This is a genomic window from Methanobacterium petrolearium, assembly GCF_017873625.1.
Classification (GTDB): Archaea; Methanobacteriota; Methanobacteria; order Methanobacteriales; family Methanobacteriaceae; genus Methanobacterium; species Methanobacterium petrolearium.
Genome location: NZ_JAGGKL010000003.1, coordinates 38,231 through 64,263, shown reverse-complemented (window position 1 = coordinate 64,263; position 26,033 = coordinate 38,231). Strand labels below are relative to the sequence as shown.

Genomic DNA, 26,033 nt, shown 5'->3' with positions numbered 1-26,033 from the left:
TATTTTCAACATACATTAAGTTTTTCAACATAGATTAAGTTCCAAAAATTACATTAGATTCCCAAAAATTTATTAAAAAACCAACCTTAACTTTCTCCAATAAACTTAATTATAATGCTGTTGTAATTTTAAACTCGAAAAATTAATTATAAATAAAAAGTTTAAAGCCATATAAAATCAAAAGAAAACTAATAAGATGTTATCAACACATCTAATAGCATAAATAATTAATTTAATATTTAAAATGGAACAATAGTAAATAGAAGATTCATTATTAAATCAAAAAAATGGAATTCACATTGTTATTAAAATTATATTGGTGAAGAAATGTCAGAATTCAGCGAATGGTTTCATAACATCCTTGAGGAAGCACAGATAATTGACACCCGTTATCCAATTAAAGGGATGCATGTCTGGCAGCCACAGGGTTTTAAAATACGAAAATATGCCTTGAAATTACTTAGAGAACTTTTAGATGAAGATCATGAAGAAGTGCTTTTTCCCCTACTGATACCTGAAGATGAACTGGCCAAGGAGGCCATCCATGTAAAAGGTTTTGAAGAAGAAGTTTACTGGGTAACACATGGAGGTTTAACCCCACTAAATAAAAAACTGGCCCTTAGACCCACCAGTGAAACTGCCATGTACCCTATGTTCAACCTCTGGGTACGGTCCCACACAGACCTTCCTATGAAATTATACCAGATAGTTAACACTTTCCGCTACGAAACCAAACACACACGGCCGCTTATACGTGTAAGGGAGATCACAACATTTAAAGAGGCCCACACCATTCATGTAGATTATGAAGGTGCACAAAAACAGGTTGAAAATGCAATAGAATTATACAGCAACTTTTTTGACTACTTAGGGATACCTTTCGTGGTTACCCGACGTCCTGACTGGGATAAGTTTCCTGGAGCCGATTACACCATGGCCTTCGACACCTTGATGCCTGATGGTAAGACCCTTCAGATAGGTACCGTGCACAATCTGGGTCAGACATTTGCCCACACCTTTGATATAACCTATGAAACAGCCGAAGGAGAACATGAACATGTCTATCAAACATGTTATGGATTGTCTGACCGGGTCATAGCATCTATCATTGGTATCCACGGAGATTCATCAGGATTAGTTCTCCCTCCAAGTGTAGCACCTTATCAAGTGGTGATCGTTCCAGTTCTATTCAAAAAGGGCGCTCAAACAGTTCTGGATTTTTGCAATCACCTGAAGAACATGCTTAAAGATAATGGGATCCGTGTTCATCTTGATGATCGTGACCTTAGAGCCGGGAAAAAATACTATGAATGGGAAATGCGGGGAGTACCACTCCGCCTGGAGATAGGGCTCCGAGACATTGAAAATAAGAAAATCGTCCTCCTGCGTAGGGATACAATGGATAAGGAAACCTTTGACTACCAGGAAGAAACGATCATCACTGATTTGAACAAAATCCTAAATGGAATCACCCAAAACCTTAAAACCATGGCTTGGGAAAAGTTTAATTCTGATATCAGACCCGCCACTTCATTACAGGATGCACTGGACATTTTGAAGGAAGATAAAGGAATTGTCTCCTTTGACTGGTGTGGTGATGAGTCCTGTGGTAGGGAAATTGAGGAAATAGTTAAAGTTGATATTCTGGGTGTTAGTGAAGAAGTCCATGAAGGCAAATGCATTAATTGTGGTTCTCCAGCAAAATCCAGAGCTCTTCTTGCCAAAACATATTAGACTTAAATCACATATTTAGAGTGATCATGGAAATTTAAGAATATTTTTCGAAAAAACATGGATTCAAAACGAAAAAACATGGATTCAGAAATATTCAATTTATAAAAAAACATATATAAACCAGTGAAAAATGAAATTATTTAAGGTCATCACCTTAGGATGTATTAAATTCATAATAGCAGAGGATAGGTCATGAACATAAGATTAGTCTTATTAATAGCCGGAGTAATAATTTTTTCTGTGGGTTGCGGAGTTCTCAGTTTCCTTTATGGTGGTGGAATAACCCTTGAACGGGCTTATGATAATAACCAAACCCACATTGTTCAAACTACTGCAGCTGGAAGTGTTCCACATAATGTAACCATTACCAACAATGGCACCCAACCATTGGTAGCGGATAAAGGAACCATACTCAAAAGTAAACAGTCACAGGATCTGGTTATTATTGATGATAAAAAAATCAGTTCCAATACCAATGAAACTGTTCAAGGTTACTGTATTGAGCCAGAACAACAAGCTGTCCCTGGAAAAGATTTAGCCCCGTCTGGTGTTGTTTCTGACCAAATAATGCAGATAATAGATAATTCTAACCCATCTGACCTTAAAAACGCCACCAACTCTCAGTTACAGATATGGATTATTGAGAGTGGAGGTGACGTGGATCCTTACACTGGTGAAGCCAGTGCTCTGGTTGTAAATCAGCAGATAAAATATTACCAGCTTAATGAAAAACTTTCCACAGCCAAAAACGAAGTCATGGAACAATTTAACCTGACTAGTGAGGAGGACATACAAAACATTCCCACCACTGCAGAGTCAACTAGTGCAGATACTTGGTTAAGTGACTTGAGACAGTGGATTAACCTCAATATTGGAATCTAATTAAAACCCAATACTGGAATCTAATTAAAACCCCAATACTAGAATCTAATTAAAACCCTAATATTGGAATCTAATCAAAACCTCACCATTTGAATTTAATTAATACCTTGATATTGAAACTTAACTAATTATAAAAGATTACCATGAAAACAACGTATGCAATTATCCCAGTTTCCAGGTTTTCCCAGGCAAAAACCAGACTTTCCCCAACCCTCACACCACTGGAGAGAGAAAACCTACTTAAATCAATGTTAAAAGATGTTATTAACACTTTAAAGAGAAATGTTGATGAAATTGTTGTTATAAGTTCGGATAAGGATGTTCTTGATTTTGTGGATGGTTTAAATGTGCTTTGCCTGGAAGAGGAGGGCCAGACCGATCTTAACGGTGCACTGATGCAGGCAGTTGACTGGTGTTCCCATAAAGCAGAACAGGTGTTAATTGTACCATCTGATGTGCCACTTATTCGCAAGAGCCAGACCCAGGAAATGGTTGAACTGTCAGATAAATGGCCAGTGATCATCGCCCCTGCTAAGGGTGGTGGAACCAATGCCCTTCTAATACCTACCCAGGGAATTCAAATGAAATTTGGGGACTGCAGTTTTTTCCAACACCTGAAAGAGGCTGAAAAGGCAGGATTGCATTGTTACATATATGACTCATTCTACCTTTCCCTGGATGTGAACACTGCAGAAGATCTGGGGGAGATCATGATCCATGGTTCTGGAAGCCAGACACAAAAATATCTCAAGAACATAGGTCTCCAGGTCAAATCCAACCATGGAACCGAGCGTTTAAGGGTTGAAAGAACATGATAGCACTTTCTGTTGCTGGTCTCGATCCATCGGGTGGAGCTGGGATCCTGGCAGATGTTAAAACATTCAATGCCCTGGATGTTTACCCCACTGCTGTGGTCACTGCACTCACTGCACAGAATGTCCAGTGTGTCGGCAGAATCAAACCAGTTGACCCTGATTTTGTTGCACAGCAAATAGACATGATTCTTGAAGCAGAAAAAATCCATTACGCCAAAACAGGGATGCTTCATTCACCAGAAATCGTTAAATTAGTTGCAGAGAAGGTTAAAGAACATGATCTAAAACTAGTGGTTGATCCAGTAATGGTTGCTGGTTCAGGAGGGAATCTATCCCAAGAAGATCTGGTGGATTCATTCAAAAAATATCTTCTACCTCGGGCAGTTTTAACCACACCCAACATATATGAGGCTCAACAACTGAGCAAAATGGATATTAATAACGAAAAGGATGCTTACAAAGTTGCAAAAAACCTGGGAAAGATCTGTCCAACTGTGATTACAGGAGGGCACTTAAAAGGGAGGGATATTTTTTATAAAGACTCACTTAAAATCATTGAAGGAGAAATTTTTAATAGTAACAACACCCATGGTTCTGGATGCACATATTCAGCAGCAGTAACGGCTTTCATGGTGAAAGGAAACTCCCTAGATGAGTCTATTAGAAAGGCATCTTATTTTACAAAAAAAGCCATTGAACATGGTAGATATGGTACTTTGAATCAATTCTGGAGATTCAATACACATTAAATTTAAAACGTTCAATCTCCCAAACACAACGTAATCATTCTATTTATTTATTACATACTTTGTACTGGGATGAGTAATTCACTATATTAACATAGATCTACATCTTTCGAATTAGGATAAAATTAATTATAGTGAAGAAACAGATAGCATAATGGTTTATAGTAGTTAATTACATTAATCCAAGTAAGTTAAAACAATTCAAGTTAAATTGTAATATGTTTGTAATTGAGGTGTAGTTAATGGTTTCAAGCGATGAGATTAGAAGAAGATTAGAAGCTAGAAAGAGAGGTTCAGATCCATATGCGGAAAAAACACCAGAACAAGCAGGTGTTATCTGCCCGGAGTGCAATACAGCTAATAGTACTGGTGCTAAATTCTGTGTTGGCTGCGGATCATCTCTGGTTAAAGAAGAAGTTGAGTCACCGCAACCAGAAACTCAAAAAATGGAGGATTATAAGATATGCCCTTCATGCAATCAGAAAAATAAAGCAGATGCCAAGTTTTGTATTGTCTGCGGTCATAAATTTGAAGAATCAGCAACTATTAATGAATTCACTGGTACTGATGAAGGAACTAAGGAAACCACTGGTACTGATGAAGGAACTGTTCAGCCAACACCCGCAGGAACTGTAGAAGAAATTCCTGAGGTAAAAAATAGTCCTTCTGAGGAAGTGAAGGGAACTCCTGAGATACCTGAAATCAAAGTTCCTGAACAATTAAAGTCTGAAGAAAATCAACAGACCCAAAAAATCGAAGAAAAAACCGACGTTGAAGACGCCACGGTCAAAACAGAGTCTGCAAAGGTCCAGCAGATAACTGAATCCGATGTGGCTGCTGATGAAGATGTTGATCCAATGGAAAAAATCAAAAAAGCTAAAGATCTTCTGGATATAGGTGCCATTACCCAGGAAGATTTTGATAAAATCAAAAACAAATATCTAAAAAAGATTTAATACTAAAATTAAATTAAAAAATCTAAAGAAGATAATTAGATGGGAAATTGAATTCCCATATTATCCCTTTTTTTATTTTATAGCCTCTTTTTTATGGAAGATTTTTATAAAAGATCAACATCCCTTGCATTGAGAATGTCAACCCCTGCATCTTCTAATACTTTTATACCTGCATCAAGATCCTCAGTACGGATCACCACAATGGCTTTGTTAGTTTTTTTCTCAACAAAAGCGTAAATGTATTCTACATTAACATCAGCCTGGTTTAAAATTCCAAGAACGGTGTCCAATCCTCCAGGTTCGTCGTCAACTTCCACACCAATAACTTCGTTAACTTTCACTACAAAGTTTTCTTCAGTGAGTTTCTTTTTTGCCAGTTGAGGATCCGGAACAATCATTCGCAGAATACCGAATTCAGAAGTATCAGCTATGGAAAGAGCCCTGATATTAATACCGGCAGTGGATAAAACATTCATAGCTTTCCAAAGTCTTCCTTTTTTATTTTCCAAAAATACAGATATTTGTTTTAACTTCATTTTCCTATCCCCTGTATCTCCATTCATTCACATTCATCCCGTAAAAAACTTTTAACATAGTTTTCGTTTATCAATAACTCTGACAGCTTTCCCCTCACTTCTGGGGAGACTTTGCGGCTCTACCAGCGTCACAGTGACTCTGAGGCCGATTTCATCATGTATATGTTTTTCTATGGATCTTTTTACTTCTTCAATGTGTCTAACTTCATCTGAAACTAGGCTGGGTGAAGCTTCGACCTGCACTTCCAGTTCATCCATGTGATGGGGTCTGCTGGCAATGATCTGGTATTGTGGTTCCATTCCAGGTATTTTGAGTAGTGCCCGTTCGATCTGGGATGGGAACACTATCACTCCTCTGATCTTGAGCATATCATCAGATCTTCCGGTTATACGATCCATCTTAACATGGGTCCTTCCACAGGCACATTTGTCAGGTTTAAGTGAAGTAATATCCTTCGTTCTGAAACGCAGCACTGGCATTCCCTCCCTGGTAAGGGAAGTCAGTACCAACTCTCCTTTTTCGCCTTCAGGCAATGTTTCCAGATTTTTGGGATCTATGATTTCAGGATAAAAATGGTCATCAAATATGTGCAGTCCATCTTTTTCCATGCACTCATTGGCTACACCAGGACCAATGATCTCAGTGAGTCCATAAATATTCAGGGCATCTATTCCCAATCTTCGCTCAATTTCGTTTCTCATCTCTTCAGTCCACATTTCAGCCCCTAAAACCCCAGCTTTAAGTTTAATGTTTTCTTTAGGAACTCCTTCCCTTTCCAGTACTTCGGCTATGTACATGGCGTAACTGGGTGTACAGGTGATGATGGTACTTTCAAAGTCCTTGATCACTTCAATTTGGCGTTGAGTGTTCCCTGCACTGATTGGTATTACAGTGCAACCCAATTTCTGACCACCGTGGTGTACCCCCAACCCTCCAGTAAAAAGACCATAACCATAACAGTTTTGCACTATGTCTTTTTTGGTTCCTCCTGCCATTGAAAGAGCCCTTGCAACTACTTCTCCCCATATTTCAAGGTCTTTACGAGTGTATCCTGATACGGTTGGTTTGCCAGTGGTTCCCGAGGTTGTGTGAATTTCTACAATATCATCAGTATCAACTGCGAACATTCCAAAGGGATATGCATCCCGCAGATCGCTTTTGGTGGTGAAGGGTAGTTTTTCAATGTCTTCAAGAGTTTGAATATCATCAGGGGTCACTCCTAATCCATCCATTCTTTCATGGTAATAAGGCACGTTTTCATAAACCCTCTTAACAACTTCTTGTAATCTTTTAAGCTGCAATTCTTCCTTTTCCTCAGCTGACATGCACTCAGCCTTTTCATTCCAGATCATAGTATACACCTCAAACCGTACCACAATAAACCGTTAACTTACTAATTCATCACTAAAATAACTTTTATAATATAATACAAGACTAGTGATATGTGTGTAGTTTCAATCAGTTATTCACTTAATTTCCATTAACCATTATAATAGGGATTATATTTATCTATTGCTAAATCTTCAAACAATGAAAATGAGAATTACTAAGTTATGTTAACCCATTTATTTGTTAACTACTACAGATAATTAATTAAAAGTTTGAAAAGTTCAATGCTTTTAATAATTTAAATTTCCGGTAAAAAAATCCTAAAAAAAGAAAAAAAGAATTATTATTTATTTTCAAAAGATGCCAGCCAGTCATCGAAGTTTTCCCGGAACTCTTCGATTTTCATGTCCAGAATACGACGGTTGTCCACCAGGTTTAAACTAGCTGACAGAAGTTCAATTTCAAGGCGTCGGTTAATTTCTTCCCAGTTGACTATGTTCCAGAAGGCTTCCACAAATGCTGGTCGCACATTTTTGTAGTCAAGATAATATGCGTGTTCCCATACATCCAGAACCATTAAAACTCTGAAATGAGGGATCACGTTGACGTTGTGTTTCTCGATCTGGGTTATGAAGAGTCGGTCAGTGCCCCTACAATAGGTTAGGGCAGCCCATCCAGATCCTTCAGTGCCGTTTGCTGCCTGGGAAAATTCCTGTTTGAACCGTTCAAAGGATCCAAAATTCTTTTCAATGTATTTGGCAAGAGTTCCTTTGGGTTCACCTCCACCTTTTGGTGCGGGGGCCATGTTTTCCCAGAAAAGTTTGTGGAGTACGAATCCACCAACATGGAATGATAGTTCCTTGGCCACTGCCTTCACATCAAATTCTATGCCTGGTCTGTTATCAAATTTCTCTAATAGTGCATTGGCACCATCCACATAGGCCTGGTGGTGTTTATCATGGTGTATCTGGAGTTGCTCCTCTGATATATGGGGAGCCAACGCATCGTAGTCGTAAGGTAGTGGGGGGAGTTCATATATTTTTTTTGCCATTTTTTATCACCTTATACAGTTATTTAATGACTCAAAACATTATGCAGTTTTTTTTAATCACTTAAGACATTATGCAGTTTTTCAATGATTCAAAAATATTAATTTAAAAAAATTAAATTTTCTCTACCATTTATAAAAATTTCTGTAGCATAACCACCAGTCAAAGCATTTATATTTCTCTGGTCTTTTGATTGCGGTTTCAACATCTGCGGCAGGTGGAATGATGAGTCCTTTGCCTATGATTTCGTTGCAAGGCCAGTTGGCGGGTATGGCAACTTCCTTCTCATCAGCAGTTTGGAAGCCCTCTATCATTCTTAATATTTCATCTATGTTTCTTCCCAGTTCCTGTGGATAGTAAAGCATTGCTCTGATGATTCCCTGAGGATCGATTATGAAAACAGCTCTTACAGTGTTGGTGCCTTTGTTCGGATGTATTAATCCCAATAAATCAGCAACTTTTCCTGTATCTGCAATTATTGGGAATTCGATGTCCACATCGAAATTTTCCGCTATCCACTCTGTCCATTTAAGGTGTGCAAAGACCTGGTCCACTGAAAGTCCAATGAGTTCGCAGTTTAGTTCATGGAATAATTCATAACGGAGTTGGAAGGCAACGAATTCAGTGGTACACACTGGTGTGAAATCTCCAGGATGACTGAATAAAACGAACCACTTACCCTTAAATGCTTTGGGTAACTTCATCATTCCATAAGTGGTCTGAACTTCCATTTTAGGGAATTTATCACCAATAAGAGGCATTCCTTTCCCTTTTTTCTTGATTTTTTTTAGTTCGTAAACTTTTTCTCCCATTTTTTACCCCCTTGAGGTAAATCTATACACAACTTATTTTGTCCCAATTTTTATTTATTTATTTTTATTGAGAAAATTTAGGAAAGATTTTTTATTTAAAATTTTTTTTAGTGAATAATTAATTGATAATGTTAAATTGCGGATAACTGATTAATTCTCACTGAAACATAAAGTAAATTTAATTAGGATGAATTGGGAGGAATTGGGGGGGGGGAATTAGGAGGAATTAAATGGAATTTGAAAAATATTTGAAGGAATTCTTGGGAAATAAAAAAAAGGATTTAAAGAAATTTTTACTGGGAAGTTGTGGGTGGGTTGAATACTCTCTGAGATAATTCCTGGTCAAGCATGTATAATCCGCTACCGGATTCTCCTGCTAGTTTTACCTTTTGGAGCACTCCACTGGAGGATTCTTCCTCTTCAACCTGTTCTGCAACAAACCATTGCAGGAAATTGTTGGTGGCATGGTCTGATAATTCCATGGCCAGATCCACCAGACCATTGATGAGGCCAGTGACCATCTGTTCATGTTCGTAAACATGTTCAAAGGCAGCCAGGGGTGAGTCCCATTCACTTTGTGGTTTTTCAATCTCAGCCATCAGCACACGACCACCCCTCTGCACCAGATAGTCATAAAACTTCATGGCATGGCTTAACTCTTCCTGGGCCTGGACTCTCATCCAGTTACCAAAACCAGGCAAGTCCTTATCTTCAAAGTAGGCTCCCATGGCCAGATATAGATAACCTGAGTATAATTCTCGGTTCAACTGGTAGTTCAGGGCTTTCTGCATCTTATCATCCAGCATATCATTCACCTCCATCCAATACTATTAGTTAGTCTACAGGTACGAACATCTCTTTACCTGCTCCGCACATTGGACAAACCCAGTCATCAGGTAAGTCCTCGAAAGCGGTTCCAGGTTCAATTCCAGACATGTCGTCTCCTTCTTCAGGGTCATATATGTATCCACAGGGTTTACACATGTATTTTTTCATGAAACTACACCTCTTTTTTTTAAATATACATAAAAAAAATAACTATGAGATCAGATGGCAACAAAACGGAATTTTCCAGCTCCACACTTGGGGCACTTCCAATCTTCAGGCAGATCTTCGAATGCAGTTCCCGGTGGGGTGTTGGTTCTGGGTTCTCCAACTTCAGGATCATAGATGTAACCACAAACTTTGCATTTGTATCTTTTCATGATGATTTCCTCCATCAAATGCCACTAAATACAATTAAATGTTAATGGAATGTTTTATATTCCCAAAAGGAACATTTCCATTTTGTAAGGGACGTAAATGAAGCATATGCAAATATTATTATTAATTTTATATTCATTTCTGATTAATAATTTTATGGGTATGCCATCTTTGAATTTATTTTCCGGTCTTTGTTTTCTCCCATGGCTCAATATCACCAGGAATCACAATGAAAATCGGATTAGGGGCCGGTGAATCAATTTGTATCAATTCTAGGTATTTATTCCTTTCACGATGTTTAAGTTTACCCTTCAAATGTTCAAGTTCATACAGCATCTGTCCGTGAGTGACGGTGATGTGTTCCTTGGTTATTTGGCTGCCAATCTTTCTATGGTCAAAATTATATCCTCTGTTTCTTGCTTCCTTAAAAACATTGTTTAAATAAGAATCAATGAAAATCAGGGGTTCTTTTTGATTTTTAAATCGGATAAGTTGGGGATGATTTTTATAACCTTTAGTTTTCCCATTTAAGACAGCTCTTGCCAGCAAACCCTCTCTCCAAACAGCTACCAGCCCTTTACTATCCAAGTATTTGGGATGAAGGCTCCAAAGTCTCATTAATGATGCCCCTAAAACTTGTTCGTGTTAGAATTACTGATTTGAGTTAACGGAAATTATTATTTGATTAATCATTTAGACCCTGATTAAACTTTAATAATGTTATTATATTTTAAAAAAACTAATTAATAGAAAAACATGGTTTATTTGACCAGTAATACGGGCAGATCAACAGTTTTAACGGTACTTTCAGCAACACTGCCCATCAAAATCTTTTCAAAACTAGATTTTCCATGGGGGCTTATAACAATCACATCTGCTTCTGCCTTCTCAGTGATCTTAGCCATATCATGAGTAGGGCTTCCCACAATCAGTATTTCATTTACCTCAACACCATTCTGCTGACCCTTCTTTTGAACATTATTCAGTATGGCTTTACCCTCATCTTCCAGTACCTCATAAGGATATATCAGTTTGTCATCAATTACGTGTACTGCAACAACCTTGGATCCCAATTCCTTAGCCAGGGATATTGCCATGTCTTCAGCCCTTTTAGCATCTTCAGATCCATCTGTGGGGACCATTATAGTATCAAACATGTTTCAACCAACTTAAGATTTTTTTTTAATTTGATTTTTTTTTAATTTGATTCCTTAACATTAATTTAATTTAAATTTTCAATTTATTATCTTTTTTAGTCCACACTTCTCGGTGAATTCCTTTCATCTTGTTTATATAATTAACATCCTGTTTACTGTCCTGTTATTTACGGCCTGTTAATATCCTGTTATTTACGGCCTGTTTAATTAATCAACAGTCCGGCGATGATCTCCTACCACAAAATTTTTTCCACCAAGATGTAGTATAGGTTTTGTTAGTTCAACATCAAGTAGTCCCTCTTTAATGGCATTCTCCCTAACACCTACCTTCAAAACTTCACCCACCACCAAATTGTGGTCACCGCATGCGATAATTTCATCTATTTTACATTCCATATATGCAATACTTTCTTTGATCCATGGTGGAGAAACTTTAAGAGAAGGCATTTGTGTCAATCCTGCCTTTTCAAGTTCATTCACTCCCTTGGGGAATTTTTCACCAGTGATCCACAGTTTTTGGAGGATATCTTCAGATGGAATGTTAACCACCATTTCTCTGGTTTTTTCAATGTTCTGGTAAGTGTGGTGGCTGGGAACCGATGCCACTGCAATTAAAGGAGGTTGCACCGATACTGGCATGGTGAAAGAGAAAGGTGCGGCATTCACTTCCCCCTCTGGGCTAACGGTTGTCACTATGATAGTTGGTCGGGGTGCAAGCACCCGATAAAAATTTTCCAAATCTAGATCAGTGAATTTCATTTTTAATAGCTCCTGAACTTACATTTTTAGCACGTTTTTAGGAAACGTTTCCAATATCTAATGATATTTTCCTATGTTAATGATTTTTTTCGATTTTTTTTCCATGTTCAATGATATTAATGTCTTACTGAGGTGAAGTTCATCAGTTCTCTGCAATCTTTTCCTTCCACTCTGCAGCATCCTTAAGATACTCTGCTTTGCATCTTTTGATGAATTCATCACATTCTTTTTCTGGTTTTCCATCACCAATCATTTTACCATCTTCCATGTGAATGGCTCTGGTGGCTACCTCTTCTATGAAGTCAATATGGTGGCTAACCATGATGATGGTGGTATCAAATTTCTGGTTTATCTGTTTGAGGGAGTTTGAAACCATTCTAAGGGTGATTGGGTCTAGATCACCAAATGGTTCATCTAGTATCAGAACTTTTGGTTTGGATGTTAATACCAGGGCCAGGGTGGCTCTAACCTTCTGTCCGCCTGATAATTCATATGAACGCCGGTTGAGCACATCTAAGGGGAGATTAAGGGCTTTGAATATGGGTTCTGCATATTCTCTGACCTTGTTATCTGGAAAACTTGGGAATAATGTGTCTAAAATATCTGCTGAAAGGCCTATTTTCTCTAACCGGATTTTAGCTTCGTTTTCAGGAAGGTCAGTGAGTTGGTATAATACGTCTAAAGCCAGATCACTTATACCTAATTCTTCAGCCTTTTTCTTAGCTTCATCCACCACTTTTATTCCTTTCACCCCTAATCTTCCTGCTATTTGGTCTTTGAGTTTAGCATGGTGTACCAGGGCGAATTCTTGATGCATGAATCCCATTTGTCGCCTGGTTTTCATCCTACTGATTCCAGGCTGATGCATATCCACCCATTCATCACTTAATTTGAATAAAACTTCACCTTCATCTGGCTGATCTAAACCACCAATAATACGGAGTAAAACTGTTTTGCCAGCACCACTGGGACCGATGAGGGAAACGATTTCACTCTCATTAACATCGAAGTTAATATCTTCCAACTCCAGAACATTACCACCTTTGAGAAGATAAAACTTCCTCTTTAAGTCACGGGCTTTGATTATCTCATCACCAATATCCTCTGGATTCCTACCATCTACTTTGGGTTCCATTTTCTTAAGGAACCTTTTAATGATCTCATCAGGGGATCCTTCGCCTACTACTCTGCCTTCTTCCATTAGAACCAGACGCTGAGACAAATAATGATGTACTTCAGGTAGATGTGACACCAGTATAACAGTAACTCCTAAATCATTGTTTATAGTCTTTATAGCATCTAAAATTTCTTGTTTTGTTTTCGGGCATGACATGGTGGCTGGTTCATCTAACAAGAGTACTTCTGGTTTTTTAGCCAGTTGTCTGGCCATTATTAATCTCTGTTTTTCACCACCACTTAACACTGGGGCAAAGTGATTGGCCTTATGGTCCAAACCAACAACACGTAGAATTTCCATTGCTTCGGCTTCAAACTCGCCATATGCAAAATCAAAATCAGTTAATGATTCATCACCATACTTAGTCCCGTACAATTTCCTTATAACATTATTTAACGCTGTTTCAGACCATAATCCAAAAGAACGTTGCAGGTGGATTGCTGTCAGTTTACGTAGCTTGCGAGAATAGTAGGGAGTGGAGTCTGGTGTAACTGTTACATCATCGATGGTAATTTCCCCCTCTTCAAAAGATTCCACACCTCTAAGTACTCGGAGAAGAGTACTCTTACCTGATCCACTGGTTCCAATAATGCCTAATATTTCTCCCTTTTCAACTTCCAGATTAACATTATCCAGGGCCTTTATATCAGGGCCATCCTCTATATGATAAGTTTTTGATAGATTTTCAACTTTAATCATTCACATCACCATCTGTCTTGATCTATAAGAAAATTGATACAATCTGTAGAGTATGTTAATTCATTTTTTTTCTAGATTCATTTTTAAGTTAGATACTATTTCTTGTTACCCATCTCGAGATATATAGATTATCCTGTGATTTTTATTTCATTTTTCTTAAAATGATTCAAAAACAAACAAAATTCTGTACAATAAATAAATTTTTAACTAACCGCTAAGGGATTAAGGGTATTATACCATAAATCTTGAGTTATGAATAGGGATGTCATTAGAATCATAATATAACCACAACTTTCTGGATTGGTGTAATATCCTTCCATAATTCATTAACTTGAAGTTTTTAGTTAAATTATTTATGTTTGTAAAAAGAGAACATATTAAGAGAGTAATGTTTGCAGAAAAAGAAGATTTTTGACCTTTTTAAGGAATAATTAATGGTTTTTAAAGAATGAATAATTGATTATGATGGTGTGTTATGTATGAGGGGACTTCTTGTTGGTAGGATGCAACCGTTTCACCTGGGACATCTTCAGGTGATCAAAAACATACTAAATATATTGGAAGAAGTGATTATTGTAATTGGAAGTTCACAACTTAGTCATAGTATCAAGGATCCTTTCACTGCTGGTGAAAGGGTAATGATGGTTAGCAAAGCCCTGGCAGAAAATGGTATACGAGCTTCTCGGTATTATATTATACCAGTACAAGATATTGAATGTAATTCTCTCTGGGTAGCTCATATGGAGATGTTAACTCCTCCATTTGAACACGTATATTCTGGAAATCCCCTGGTCCAAAGACTGTTCACTGAAAAAGGTTACGAGGTCACGGAACCACCGCTTTTCAATAGGGAAGTCTATTCAGGCACTGAAGTCAGGCGTAGGATGCTTGATGGTGGGAAATGGGAAGAATTAGTTCCTGAATCTGTTGTTGAGGTTGTTAATGAAATTGACGGTATTTCAAGAATCAAACAACTGGCCAGAAAGGAGGTTAGTGAAATATGATTATAGCAAAGATCATCAATGATGATGAAAACATCACCCTGGATGATTTAACAAAAAAAATTAAGGACGACTCTGTTATTGCAGAATGTGGAGCTATCTTTACTTTTGAAGGGATTGTAAGAGGTAAAGACGAATCCAAGACCACGGATAAAATCACCCTCACCTCTTCTGATCCAGAAAAAACAGAAAAGGAACTGGAAACCATTCTCAAAGATGTTAAAAAAACACACAAAATAAAATCTATAGCAGTGGTCCATTACTTAGGCCAGTTTGAACCAGGAGATCCCATGTTTCTGGCAGCAGTGGCTGGCGCCCATCGCCATGAAACCCGTGCAGCTCTGGAAGAAATCATTGAAAGGGTGAAATATGAATTGGATTTTAAAAAAGTAGAAGAGGGAAGTGCAGGTAGTAATATAATTATGTCAGGGGGTTAAAATTGAAGTTTATAAGGGACAGTGTCCATGGAGACCTTCAATTAGGGGAATTTGAGGTTAGCTTAGCTGATACTCCTGAAATTCAACGTTTGAGAAGGATAAAACAATTAGGATTCACTTATTTGGTATATCCTGGTGCTAATCATAGTCGTTTCGAGCACTCTATAGGAACTATGTACCTTGCATCACGATTGTCTCGAAATCTCCAGCTGGATGAACACACCCAAACTTTGGTGAGAAGCTGTGCCCTTCTCCACGATGCTGGCCACGGACCATTTTCCCATGTTTCTGAAGGAGTCATAAATTCTTCACATGAAGAACTCACCTCCAAACTCATCAAAGAATCACAATTAGGCGATATATTATCAGAAAAATTCTCCATAAAGGAAATCATAAAGGTTATCAGTGGTAAAGGCCCGTTAGGCCAAATAATTTCCGGAGAACTTGATGTTGACCGAATGGATTACTTACTACGTGATTCACATTACACAGGGGTTGCTTATGGGGTGATAGATGTTGAACGCCTTATTTTCAATATGAAACTGGATGATGGTCTCATACTACAAAGTAAAGGTGTGCAAGCTGCAGAATCCATGTTACTGGCACGTTACTTCATGTATCCCAGTGTTTATCAGCACCACACTACCCGAATTGTTAATTCAATGTTTAGGCGATGTTTGAAGAAACTCTTAGAAAAAAAGGTTATTAATGCCAGTGAAATATATAAATACGATGATACCGATGTTATTTCAGCTGCCAGATCCCAAAAAGGATACATAAAGGATATAATCACCAGAATCGACACCAGAAAACTCTACAAACGTGTATACTCCCTAAAACTTGATGAAACAACCAATCCTGAATCTGTTTTCCAGATGAGTTTAGAAAAGATTAATAAAATCGAAGAAGAGATCGCAAATGAAGTAGGAGCACACCCTGACTGTATATTAGTTGATATTCCAGAATATCCGGCTTTTCATGAGATGACTACTCCAATATCTCTTAATGGCGACACTGTGAAGTTAGGGGAGGTTTCCAATCTGGTGATGGCTTTGAAGGATGCCCGTTTCAACCATGCAGATCTAAGCATTTACTTGCCTGAAGAATATGCAGAGCATGCTTTTAAACTAAACTTCCCCGATTTCCTGGATATAACAGACTGATGACTTTAAATTCCAATGTTATAAATTTAATAACTAATAATTTTAGTAATTTAGTAATTACAATTCAATTATTAACAGTAAAGAAAAAAATGCAGTGATTTTTATGATAGTGGTAGCCATTACAGGAGCAAGTGGTGTTGTTTACGGTGTCAGATTACTGGAAGTATTGAAAGAGATGGGAAAAGACACTGCACTGGTGGTAACTGAACCAGCACGCATAATACTCAAACATGAAATGGGAGTGGATGAGGACCACCTTAAAAAACTTTGTCACCATTTTTATGAACCCAATGACCTTACCGCTGCCATTAACAGTGGTTCATGCAGGTTTGAATCCATGATCATTGTTCCATGTACCATGAAAACCATATCTGCTATTTCTAGTGGGTTTGCCAGTAATGCAGTCACCCGAACTGCTGATGTGGCTTTAAAAGAGAGAAGAACCTTGTTAATCGTGCCAAGGGAAACTCCCCTACGTTCAGTTCACCTTGAAAACATGTTGAAAATCAGTAAAGAGGGAGGCATTATCTTACCAGCCATGCCTGCCTTTTATCATCAACCCCAGAACATTGAGGAACTGGTGGACTTTCTGGTGGGTAAAATACTGGACATTCTACACATTGACCATAACCTTTACCAGAGATGGCATGGGGAGGTACCATGATAAGAGATGAAGATTTCATCCAGTCTAAACAAGTTCCTGGCCCTACCAAAGAGGAAGTGCGATGTTTGGTGATGTGTAAGGCACATATCTACCAGGAGGATGTGGTACTGGATGTTGGTTGTGGAACCGGAGGATTGACAGTTGAATCAGCCCAGAGGGCACATAAAGTTATAGCAATCGATAAAAACCCTGAAGCCGTATCACTCACCCAACAAAATCTTATAAAACATAAACTTCTAGAAAAGGTGAAACTCATTGAAGGAGATGCACTCAGTGTTATGACGGAACTTACCTCCTTTGATGTACTCTTAATTGGAGGTAGCAGTGGAGACCTTCCCCAGATAATCAGTCAGGGATATGAAAAGCTTAATTTAAATGGCAGGATAGTAGTCACTTCAATACTTCTTGAAACCCGTGTGGAAGCTGTTGAAACATTCAAAAAACTTAACATGACTCTTGATGTTGTTGAAGTCACCATTGCCAAGGGCAATATCACAGATAGGGGTACCATGATGATGGGACGAAACCCCATAACTATCATCTCTGCAGTTAAGAATGAGTATGGCAACCCCTGAAATTAGTTTAAATTAAATTTTAGATTAAATTGTTTTTTTTATTTAATCTTTTACAAAAGAATTCAACACTTACAATTCAATAGTTATAACTAAATTCAACACATAAATATAAAACTAAATTTAATACTTACAATTATTCATCATGTCAAAAATTATCGTCATGTCAAAAAAAATATATAATCTTTTATAATCATTAAAAAAAATCATTTAACCGGGTGACTAAATGAAATTCATTAAAAACATGAGTTGGAGAGTTAAACTTGGAATATTTTTGGTAGTACTCTCAGCATTCCTTTATTTTCTGGACATAATTATTTTCCATGATGTTGAACATGTATTCTTTTATATTGGTATTGATACGGCATTCCTTCCCATTGAAATTCTCTTAGTGGTACTGGTCATTGAAAGTGCCATCAGTGAACGTGAAAAACAAAACATGATGGAAAAACTTAACATGGTTATCGGGGCCTTTTTCAGTGAAGTAGGAACTGATCTCCTGGCAGCACTTACCAAATTCGACCCCAATACAGAAAAAATCAGAAAAATTCTTTTAATCAACAATGCCTGGTCTGAAAACGACTTTGCCCGTGCTAAAGATGAAATACAGAACTTAAACTATGAAATTAAAATTGATGGGGAAAACAAAGACTCCATAAAATTCCTGGAAAACACCAAGGAAGAATTGGTTGGTAAAAGAAAGTTTTTACTGGCCTTACTGGAGAATCCTAACCTCCTTGAACATGAAAGTTTCACTGAACTGCTCTGGGCGGTATTTCATTTTATGGAAGAATTGGAGCACCGTAATGATATATCCCAGTTACCAGTAGCTGATTACCATCATCTTTCTGGAGACACAGCAAGGGTATATGGTCTTTTAATCAACGAATGGCTGGAATATATGGAGCATCTTATGAATAATTATCCTTATCTGTTTTCACTAGCAATACGAACCAATCCCTTTGATCCTTCCGCGAAAGTGGAGATATCTGAATAATTGTTTCATATCTCTATTATCCATTCAAAAAAACGGAATAATATCCAAAAATGGTTATTAAAATTCCGTAACCTTTTTAAGTGTTGCCACCAATATACTTAAAAAACTAAATGTGGTTGATGCAATGGAGAGTTTAACTCCCAAGCAATATAGAAGAATGGTTGATACGGTATTAGAGTTTAAAAGGTTGAATGGAGACCTACCTGAATATGCGGTTGTCGACGGCTGCCGCATCGAAAAAAGAGAATATGTTGACATGATCGAAAGGGTCAATAAATTCTTCCTGGAAATGGGGAGAAACCCGGGTTGTGTTGAAATCGGACCTATTGATGACGTCCCTGCGGTGGAAAAACTATCAATATAGCGGTATTTAATAATAACGATATTAACTAAATTTCTACCGATAATTCCAGTAAATCCTACAATCTCTTTAAATCCATTAAAGTGAATAATCTCCGATTTTTGACTTAGATAGGGTAATCTTTGATTAAACGTTTAACAAGTTTTTGGATTATTTTCATAGCATTACAGATTATCTATTTTAAATCTAATTTAAATCCATATTAACTCTATTTTAAAATCAGATTCCGTGTTAATTTCCTAATATTAATCTTTACTGTGAGAATTAACTGATTTAATGTCTTCTGGACGGTTTAAATTGGCGAAACTAATTTTTTCAGGATCTAAAACTTCAACTTTAACATAGTTAACATTCATGGTCTTTAAAACCGATCTAACGTCTTTTGATCCTGCTTTTAATTGTTTTTTGATAAAAGGAATACAATCTTTATGGTAATATGCATGTAAAGGTTCCAAGGATCCATCTGGCCAGGTAGGAATTATGGCCAGAAATTCGATGTCATGATTATTTTCACCTGGTCTATGTTTCTCATTAATGTTGAAAATATTCTTTATAAACTGTTGAGAAACAAAAGGCGAGTCACAAGGTAAAACCAGTGCCCCATCGGTTTTTATAAATGATAAACCAGTTAGCAATCCGACTAAAGGGCCCTGATCCTTTTCAAAGTCAACTGCATATCGTAAAAAGGGAATATGATTCTGATGAGGGGATAGGTAAGTGTTGATATGTTTTTTATAGGAGTTAAGCTGTTTATTATCCCTGAAAACCACTGTAATCTCATCTACAACATCTTGGAGGGTTTCCAGTATATGGATTATAAGAGGTTTCTTTTCAAAACCCATCAACCCTTTATCCTGCCCCATGCGTCGGCTTCTGCCACCACAAAGTATTATGCATGATTTCATAAAAGCAAAGTATTATGTATGATCTCCTAAAATTTAAAAGAAAAGTGAGAGCCCTGAACTCTGGAGTAACCTTAAATTAAGTAGGGCTACATTAAACGTGTTGTTGGATAGTTTGGGCTTTCATTGGTTATCATCAGATCATGGGGGTGACTTTCTGTCATACCACTGGAGGTGATCCTGACAAAACGGGATTTTTCCCACATCTCTTTAATGTTAATTGCACCACAGTAACCCATGGAAGCTTTAAGACCACCCATGAGTTGGAAGATGACTTCGTTAGCTGGTCCTTTAAATGGTACAACCCCTTCAACACCTTCTGGTACCAGTTTGGCGTGTTTCATTGGTCCTTTAACTTCCTGGAAATAACGGTCGGTACCTGCTCCTGAACCTCCGGTCATGGCACCTAATGAACCCATTCCACGGTACTGTTTGAATTTGCGTCCGTTCATTATAACCACATCACCAGGAGATTCCGTTGTTCCGGCAAGTAAACTTCCGAGCATAACTGAGTCTGCTCCTACTGCTATGGCTTTTGCAACATCACCCGAGTATCTGAGTCCACCATCTGCTATTACTGGGACTCCATGGTCTCTGGCAACATCAGCAACTGATGATATAGCGGTTAACTGTGGAACTCCCACACCAGCTATGATCCTGGTGGTGCAGATTGAACCAGGGCCTATGCCCACTTTCAGACCATCCACATCAGCACCGGATATGATTGCTTCGGCTGCTTCACCAGTTGCAATGTTACCCACCAAGAGATCAGCCTGTATATTTTCTTTCATTTTCTTTGCAGACTCTATAATGGATGGTTTATGGGCGTGGGCCACGTCCATGGCAATGATGTCTGCTCCGGCATTATCCAGAGCAATAGCCCGTTCCAGGTCAAATGGGCCAGTGGCTGCAGCAACCAGGAACTTTCCATCATTATCACGAACTGCATGGGGATGTTTCTTTCGTTCAAGAATATCTCTAATGGTAACAATTCCAACAATACGGTTGTTTTGAACAACGGGAAGTCTTTCGACTTTGTTATCATAGGCTATGTCCAGTGCTTCTTCAGGAGTGGTGGATTCACTGATGGTCACCACTTCTTCAGTCATGAATTCACGGACATTTCTATGTGCATCAGAATTTATAATGGGCTGAATATCTCTTCTGCTGATTATGCCAATGATCTTTTCATTTTCCACCACTGGAAGACCACTAACATCCTCTATATCCATTAAGGAATTGGCTTCTTTAATGGAACTTTCCGGAGAAGTGGTTATAACATCTCTTATGGTGAGATCTTCAGAACGTTTGACCTTTTCAACCTCGGCCACTTGCTCTTTAATGGTCATGTTACGATGAATAACACCCAAACCACCCTCCTGTGCCAGTGCAATGGCCATTTCTCCTTCAGTAACAGTGTCCATAGCCGAACTGACGATGGGGATGTTTAGACTATAACTTCGGGAAACTCTGCTTCTGGTGTCAACATCTTTAGGTTCAATATTTGATATAGAAGGTACTAGTAAAAAATCGTCAAAGGTAAATCCTTCTGGGGCTTTATTCAATTTATCAGAAAACATAACATTTCTCCTCCATTATCTATCATTCATCCGTGAATTAAGTTAAAATTTAAAGGGATTATTTGAGTTATATATTTATTTTTGTTGATGTTTCGAACCATTGGTTTTATTTACACTATTTGTTTTAATCGTGCCACAGCTTCGTGATGAATGCTGCCAGAATTTCGATCTCCACCAATGCATGCTGCTCCACGAATTCCAACCACATCACAGCCAAGTTCTGCAAGGATGGGCAACTGTTCTTCGGTAACTGAACCTGCTAAAGCTGATTTAAGACCATATTCCTGTGTTTGTTCAACAAACTGAGATAAAATTTCTTCATTCATGAAATCAAACAGTGTTTTACCATCTTTAACAGCAGTATCAACCATGGCCAGATCTGATCCACTATCTGCTGCTATTTTAGGTATTTCCATAGGATCTACAGCACCCACTCGATGGGCGTCGGCATAACCTGCTGCCACAACAATTGCGTCACTATTAAATTCATCTACAGTTTTAACCACATTTTCCATAACTTCCAAGGCTTCAGAATAATTTTTTGTGCCATAAAGGCCTACTTTGATATAATCTGCACCGGAGACTATTGCACCTGCAGCAGCTAATGCCACAGTTCCTGGTTTGTAGGGGACATCTCCTAATGTAGCGCTCACCTTCATGTTTTTTGGAGTTATTTTTCGGATGTTTTTTATCACCCAGGGAAAATTAGCACCTAATGAACCTTCTTTGGGATTTTTAACATCGACTATGTCTGCACCGCCGTCTATGGCTTCTCGTGCTTCTTGGGTATTTATGGGACTGATCAAGAGAAGCAAATATGATACCTCCTATTTATTATTTATCAAGTCTTGTAACTATTATTTAAAACCTATGATATGATTCTTTAGAACTTATGATATGGTTCTAAGCCATGATTCCATGTATGACAAATTACATATCTAAAATTAATTTATTTAATCTCTTTTCATATGCTTATTAATTATGTCTCCTGTTTAAATGATGATCCTCTTTTCCTGATGTTTTCGCGAATTTCACCATGCTTTTCGAGATATAAACCCTTTTTAACAGATTCTTTCCTGAGATCTTCCAACATATTGTTGGTGGGAATCTCCAGGGGACATTCGACTGTGCAAAGACCACATAATGTACATTGGTAAAGCCCTGAATCATAACAAACTTCATCATTCTCAATGAAATGACTTAAAACAATTCCTCTACCACCTAAATGACGCAAATAACCGAAATCAGGGCCAAGTGTGGTGTACACTGGACAGTTTACAATACAAGCTCCACATCCAATACACCATAAACACTCCTCCTTTTCCTCTAAGGCTCTACTTCGACCGTTATCTAAAAATATCAATACCACTCTTTTAGCTCCATACATATCCTTCAATAGGATCTGTTCAATATCTGCAGTCTTTGAGGGTGATGATACCACATTCATATAGGCAGGGACGGTTTTGCCGGTGGCATAGATGGTTTCCAGTTTCACCACAGACATAGCATCTTCAAGGGTGGGTACTAATTTATCTATACCCACCAGGACAATATGAAGGTCCAACATGGTAAGTAGGCTGATGTTGCCTTCGTTGTGAACCATTAGAAGAGAACCATCTTCAGCAGCCACACTGTTAGCTCCAGTGATGCCCACTTTGCACTGGGAAAGTTTTTCCAAGATATCTTTTTTAACAGTCTCCAGAATGGCCCGAGGTTCAGCTTTAACTTCCCTCTGAAATTTATCCGATACCACCTCTGCTATTTTCTCCATGTTAAGGTGACAAGCGGGTCCTATAGGATGTGTAGGGCGACTAGTATGGAATTGCACTATCCTATCGCCTAAATCAGTTTCTAAAACTTCCACATCCCTTGATTCAAGGTATTCTGTGAGCTGTATTTCTCCTGCTGTGTTGGATTTGGATTTGGCAATCATATCCTCATTTTTGATCAGTTGATATATGGATTCTCTAGCTTCTTCAGCATCTTTGGCCAGAATGACTTCAATCCCATTAGCAGTTAGATTTTCCTGTGCTTTTTCCAAGAGTAGGTGAAGATGTTCCACAGAATTTTTCCTGATCTTTTGAACTCTCTCCTTTAAATTAATTGTATCTTCATTATAAATGAGGGTGGAGCGTCTTTCATTTAATTTAGTAAATGAACGGTTCATTATACTGAGTTGAGATCTCTTCATGATTAACACCCTTGGTTATTTGAACACTTTCTATGAAACATTTTCTGGCGATAACTTACTTTAAGAGGAGGGGAAATCCTTTTTTTCGACAAAATATCGGTTTTCAGTAAGTTATCAAATTTTTTTCTGTGTATTTGGAGATTTTTTCAGGATATCTTCATCTGATATATTATTTTCAAGTAACTCAACGCTATTACATAACCAAAAAAATTCGGTAAGATCGATAACCTTGAAATTTTCTGACTCTAAGTTCAAAACACAGAAAGGACAGCAGGTTACCAGAAGATCTGCCCCAGCCTGGAGTGCATCATCAACCCTTTTTGAAGCGATCTCTGAGGCTAACTTAGGATAAACTGATTTCACCCCTCCCCCCGCTCCACAACAGTGCGAATTTTCTTTTTCATTTTCCATGGGAACCAGATGGGCCACAGAATCCAATACTTCTCTGGGGGCCTGATACTCTCCACAATGCCTGCCTAAATGGCATGGGTCATGATAACAAACATTAACTGCGAGTTTTTCAGGCTTAATGATTCCTTGTTTTATTAAATTACTGAATAATTGGGAAGTATGGATAACATCCAGCTCCACACCTAAATATTTTTTATAATCATTTTTTAACGTATTATAGCATCCTGCACAGGAGACGAGTATAGTTTCATTTCTTAAATTTTGTAATGTTTTATGCATCACTTGCAATGCATCATCTGTAAAGCCGGTTCTAAGTAGAAAAGAACCACAACATTCTTCCCCATCCCAGATATCATAATCAATACCGGCTTTCTTTAATACCATGCACGTAGCCATCTCAATCTGGGGAAGTTTTTCCCTCACCACACAGCCTCTGAAATATAACATGATGATCCTACAACATTTTTTTCTATTAATTGAAACAGCCCTATCTAAAAATTTTTTGCAATCTAATTTGGATACAACCTAAAAATCATTACTCATCAACAAGTTTGGATTAGTATATGTTATAACGTTAAGATTAGTATATTTTATATCATAACCTTTTAGTTTATGTTTAAATAACGCTTTGCTGAATTATTTTTTTTAAACTTGAAGCTGTCCCAAAATTGTAGTTTAAAGAACAACTGATCTATGAAAAGATAAAAAAATACCAAAAATACCATAAAAAATTAATTAGGAGACTCCTCGACATAAGTTTTCGATAAGGGTATATCACAATAGTCACATGTTCCTATATATTCTAAACTTCGAATTTTATAAAACGATTCACATAACTTTTCATAATTCCTATTTGAACTTAAATCAACATAACTACCATCATCTGGAAAAAAACCTAATTTAGTTCCATGTGCTGCAAATGGACAAAGATAAAGCTTTCCATCTAATAGTGTATTGCAGTTTTTCTTTGCCTCACATTCAGAAAACATTTTCTTTAAGGTTATTTCATCTCGATTTTTCCTTTTCAAATCACCAATATCTACCCAGTGGGAATTGGAATCTTTGCCTATTACATATACTACATTATAGTCTATTAACGAATCTGTAATTTTACTACTTTTTTTTCCATAATTTGAAACTCGAACCTCTATCTTGTCTTTAAAAAGTCCCATAACTTTTAGAGTATCTTTATCTGGAGTTACAGTGCCGTTTGTGATAAATACTAATTTATTAAATTTTTCACTATATCTTTTTTCAGAACAAAATTTTTCCAAAAAAGACGATAGATTTCTATTTAAAAAAGGTTCTCCGCCCATAATTTTAATTATACTAATGTAATCAACAACGTCTAAAAAAGTGGATAAATAACTGCTAAGATCATCTACATCTTTATTTTCAGGATCTTTATAATGTGGAATTAGACTAATACATCCTGGACATAATAAATTACATTTTTCTGTTACAACCATTTCGATACTGTTAAAGATTATTGGTTTATTTCCATTCATAAGTGAAGAAATATAGATAGAAAGATATTTGATAGTTGATTTGAAAATAAAAACAGTGGAAAAAACTATTAATTTAATTCCATAGGACATATAATCCATTTTATCGTTTTTAAATGTTCCTTTACTTTTAAAATTTAAATATGCATATTTACGGGCATCTGTTAAGGAATTAAAGATAATAAATGTGTTAATAATTTTATTTCTTATATTGATGAAATTTACCATTTAGATCACTTGCAATGAATTCTTTCTAATAAAAATATATTCAATAAATCTTAATTTTTAATTTTAGGTATTAATTATAATTTTTTTATATTATTTTTCTAATAAAATATTATATCCCATCATTAATAAACCCTTAAATTCTTAAGACTCCATTTTAATATTTATA

29 protein-coding genes are annotated in these 26,033 nt (G+C 37.2%); 12 read left to right on the top strand and 17 right to left on the bottom strand.

Translation table 11 applies throughout. The features are described 5' to 3' along the window. Positions 1-327: 327 nt before the first annotated feature. The 5 genes from proS to J2743_RS03495 all read left to right on the top strand — a co-directional run bounded on the left by proS (position 328) and on the right by J2743_RS03495 (position 5,133). A complete protein-coding gene (gene proS / locus J2743_RS03515) occupies positions 328-1,734 on the top strand; it encodes a proline--tRNA ligase (protein ID WP_209625190.1) in 1,407 nt (468 codons plus the stop codon). 192 nt (positions 1,735-1,926) lie between these two features. Then, complete coding sequence (locus tag J2743_RS03510) at positions 1,927-2,616, top strand: hypothetical protein (RefSeq protein ID WP_209625189.1); 690 nt, start codon at positions 1,927-1,929, stop codon at positions 2,614-2,616. Between the two features lie 143 nt (positions 2,617-2,759). Then, the gene (cofC, locus tag J2743_RS03505; RefSeq protein WP_209625188.1) at positions 2,760-3,431 is read left to right on the top strand and encodes a 2-phospho-L-lactate guanylyltransferase; all 672 of its coding nucleotides are present in this window, start codon (positions 2,760-2,762) and stop codon (positions 3,429-3,431) included. Then, on the top strand, positions 3,428-4,180 hold the full coding sequence (thiD, locus tag J2743_RS03500; RefSeq protein WP_209625187.1) for a bifunctional hydroxymethylpyrimidine kinase/phosphomethylpyrimidine kinase: 753 nt from the start codon (positions 3,428-3,430) through the stop codon (positions 4,178-4,180). The genes cofC and thiD overlap by 4 nt, the downstream gene beginning before the upstream one ends. Before the next feature lie 239 nt (positions 4,181-4,419). Then, the gene (locus J2743_RS03495) at positions 4,420-5,133 is read left to right on the top strand and encodes a zinc-ribbon domain-containing protein (protein WP_209625186.1); all 714 of its coding nucleotides are present in this window, start codon (positions 4,420-4,422) and stop codon (positions 5,131-5,133) included. A 104-nt stretch (positions 5,134-5,237) separates the two neighbouring features. Here the strand turns inward: J2743_RS03495 and J2743_RS03490 are convergent, their stop codons facing one another. From J2743_RS03490 to J2743_RS03440, 11 genes are all read right to left on the bottom strand, one after another. After that, positions 5,238-5,669: an ACT domain-containing protein gene (locus tag J2743_RS03490; RefSeq protein WP_209625185.1), complete on the bottom strand. Its 432-nt coding sequence runs from the start codon at positions 5,667-5,669 to the stop codon at positions 5,238-5,240. Positions 5,670-5,720: 51 nt separating this feature from the next. After that, a complete protein-coding gene (locus J2743_RS03485) occupies positions 5,721-7,022 on the bottom strand; it encodes a phenylacetate--CoA ligase family protein (RefSeq protein WP_209625184.1) in 1,302 nt (433 codons plus the stop codon). Between the two features lie 320 nt (positions 7,023-7,342). Next, entirely contained in the window at positions 7,343-8,050 is a 708-nt protein-coding gene (locus J2743_RS03480) for a superoxide dismutase (protein ID WP_209625183.1), read from the bottom strand. Between the two features lie 123 nt (positions 8,051-8,173). After that, on the bottom strand, positions 8,174-8,860 hold the full coding sequence (locus J2743_RS03475; RefSeq protein ID WP_209625182.1) for a peroxiredoxin: 687 nt from the start codon (positions 8,858-8,860) through the stop codon (positions 8,174-8,176). Positions 8,861-9,153: 293 nt separating this feature from the next. Then, positions 9,154-9,666, bottom strand: a complete 513-nt coding sequence (locus tag J2743_RS03470; RefSeq protein WP_209625181.1) for a ferritin — start codon at positions 9,664-9,666, stop codon at positions 9,154-9,156. 28 nt (positions 9,667-9,694) lie between these two features. Next, positions 9,695-9,856 carry a rubredoxin gene (gene rd, locus J2743_RS03465; RefSeq protein ID WP_209625180.1) on the bottom strand — a complete coding sequence of 54 codons (162 nt, stop codon included), beginning with the start codon at positions 9,854-9,856 and terminating at the stop codon, positions 9,695-9,697. Between the two features lie 50 nt (positions 9,857-9,906). Continuing rightward, positions 9,907-10,065, bottom strand: coding sequence for a rubredoxin (locus J2743_RS03460; protein WP_209625179.1), 159 nt, complete (start codon positions 10,063-10,065; stop codon positions 9,907-9,909). Between the two features lie 175 nt (positions 10,066-10,240). Continuing rightward, entirely contained in the window at positions 10,241-10,681 is a 441-nt protein-coding gene (locus J2743_RS03455) for a pyrimidine dimer DNA glycosylase/endonuclease V (RefSeq protein WP_209625178.1), read from the bottom strand. Positions 10,682-10,824: 143 nt separating this feature from the next. Then, the gene (locus J2743_RS03450; protein ID WP_209625177.1) at positions 10,825-11,220 is read right to left on the bottom strand and encodes a universal stress protein; all 396 of its coding nucleotides are present in this window, start codon (positions 11,218-11,220) and stop codon (positions 10,825-10,827) included. A gap of 207 nt (positions 11,221-11,427) precedes the next feature. Beyond that, positions 11,428-11,979 (bottom strand): flavin reductase family protein, encoded by a 552-nt coding sequence (locus tag J2743_RS03445; protein ID WP_209625176.1) that lies wholly within the window; start codon positions 11,977-11,979, stop codon positions 11,428-11,430. A 142-nt stretch (positions 11,980-12,121) separates the two neighbouring features. Continuing rightward, complete coding sequence (locus J2743_RS03440; protein ID WP_209625175.1) at positions 12,122-13,855, bottom strand: ABC transporter ATP-binding protein; 1,734 nt, start codon at positions 13,853-13,855, stop codon at positions 12,122-12,124. Positions 13,856-14,334: 479 nt separating this feature from the next. On the opposite strand from J2743_RS03440, the gene J2743_RS03435 reads away from it, so the two are divergent. From J2743_RS03435 to J2743_RS03405, 7 genes are all read left to right on the top strand, one after another. Then, a complete protein-coding gene (locus J2743_RS03435; protein WP_209625174.1) occupies positions 14,335-14,859 on the top strand; it encodes a nicotinamide-nucleotide adenylyltransferase in 525 nt (174 codons plus the stop codon). After that, positions 14,856-15,293, top strand: coding sequence for a molybdenum cofactor biosynthesis protein MoaE (locus tag J2743_RS03430; RefSeq protein WP_209625173.1), 438 nt, complete (start codon positions 14,856-14,858; stop codon positions 15,291-15,293). The genes J2743_RS03435 and J2743_RS03430 overlap by 4 nt, the downstream gene beginning before the upstream one ends. 2 nt (positions 15,294-15,295) lie before the next feature. Then, entirely contained in the window at positions 15,296-16,456 is a 1,161-nt protein-coding gene (locus J2743_RS03425) for an HD domain-containing protein (RefSeq protein WP_209625172.1), read from the top strand. Between the two features lie 103 nt (positions 16,457-16,559). Next, positions 16,560-17,120, top strand: coding sequence for a UbiX family flavin prenyltransferase (locus J2743_RS03420; protein WP_209625171.1), 561 nt, complete (start codon positions 16,560-16,562; stop codon positions 17,118-17,120). Further along, on the top strand, positions 17,117-17,695 hold the full coding sequence (gene cbiT, locus J2743_RS03415) for a precorrin-6Y C5,15-methyltransferase (decarboxylating) subunit CbiT (RefSeq protein ID WP_209625170.1): 579 nt from the start codon (positions 17,117-17,119) through the stop codon (positions 17,693-17,695). The genes J2743_RS03420 and cbiT overlap by 4 nt, the downstream gene beginning before the upstream one ends. Before the next feature lie 223 nt (positions 17,696-17,918). Beyond that, positions 17,919-18,689 (top strand): hypothetical protein, encoded by a 771-nt coding sequence (locus tag J2743_RS03410; RefSeq protein ID WP_209625169.1) that lies wholly within the window; start codon positions 17,919-17,921, stop codon positions 18,687-18,689. 157 nt (positions 18,690-18,846) lie between these two features. Further along, entirely contained in the window at positions 18,847-19,053 is a 207-nt protein-coding gene (locus J2743_RS03405) for a pseudomurein-binding protein (RefSeq protein ID WP_245248010.1), read from the top strand. 242 nt (positions 19,054-19,295) lie between these two features. Here J2743_RS03405 and J2743_RS03400 read toward each other — a convergent pair whose 3' ends face one another. The 6 genes from J2743_RS03400 to J2743_RS03375 all read right to left on the bottom strand — a co-directional run bounded on the left by J2743_RS03400 (position 19,296) and on the right by J2743_RS03375 (position 25,867). Beyond that, positions 19,296-19,955 carry a molybdenum cofactor guanylyltransferase gene (locus tag J2743_RS03400; RefSeq protein WP_209625167.1) on the bottom strand — a complete coding sequence of 220 codons (660 nt, stop codon included), beginning with the start codon at positions 19,953-19,955 and terminating at the stop codon, positions 19,296-19,298. Between the two features lie 86 nt (positions 19,956-20,041). Next, positions 20,042-21,532: an IMP dehydrogenase gene (gene guaB / locus J2743_RS03395; protein ID WP_209625166.1), complete on the bottom strand. Its 1,491-nt coding sequence runs from the start codon at positions 21,530-21,532 to the stop codon at positions 20,042-20,044. A 110-nt stretch (positions 21,533-21,642) separates the two neighbouring features. Further along, positions 21,643-22,347, bottom strand: a complete 705-nt coding sequence (locus J2743_RS03390; RefSeq protein WP_209625165.1) for a (5-formylfuran-3-yl)methyl phosphate synthase — start codon at positions 22,345-22,347, stop codon at positions 21,643-21,645. A 164-nt stretch (positions 22,348-22,511) separates the two neighbouring features. After that, positions 22,512-23,723, bottom strand: coding sequence for an LUD domain-containing protein (locus tag J2743_RS03385; protein ID WP_209625164.1), 1,212 nt, complete (start codon positions 23,721-23,723; stop codon positions 22,512-22,514). 114 nt (positions 23,724-23,837) lie between these two features. Further along, the gene (locus J2743_RS03380) at positions 23,838-24,581 is read right to left on the bottom strand and encodes a (Fe-S)-binding protein (RefSeq protein ID WP_209625163.1); all 744 of its coding nucleotides are present in this window, start codon (positions 24,579-24,581) and stop codon (positions 23,838-23,840) included. Between the two features lie 284 nt (positions 24,582-24,865). Next, a complete protein-coding gene (locus J2743_RS03375; protein ID WP_209625162.1) occupies positions 24,866-25,867 on the bottom strand; it encodes a 4Fe-4S cluster-binding domain-containing protein in 1,002 nt (333 codons plus the stop codon). Between the last annotated feature and the right edge of the window lie 166 nt (positions 25,868-26,033).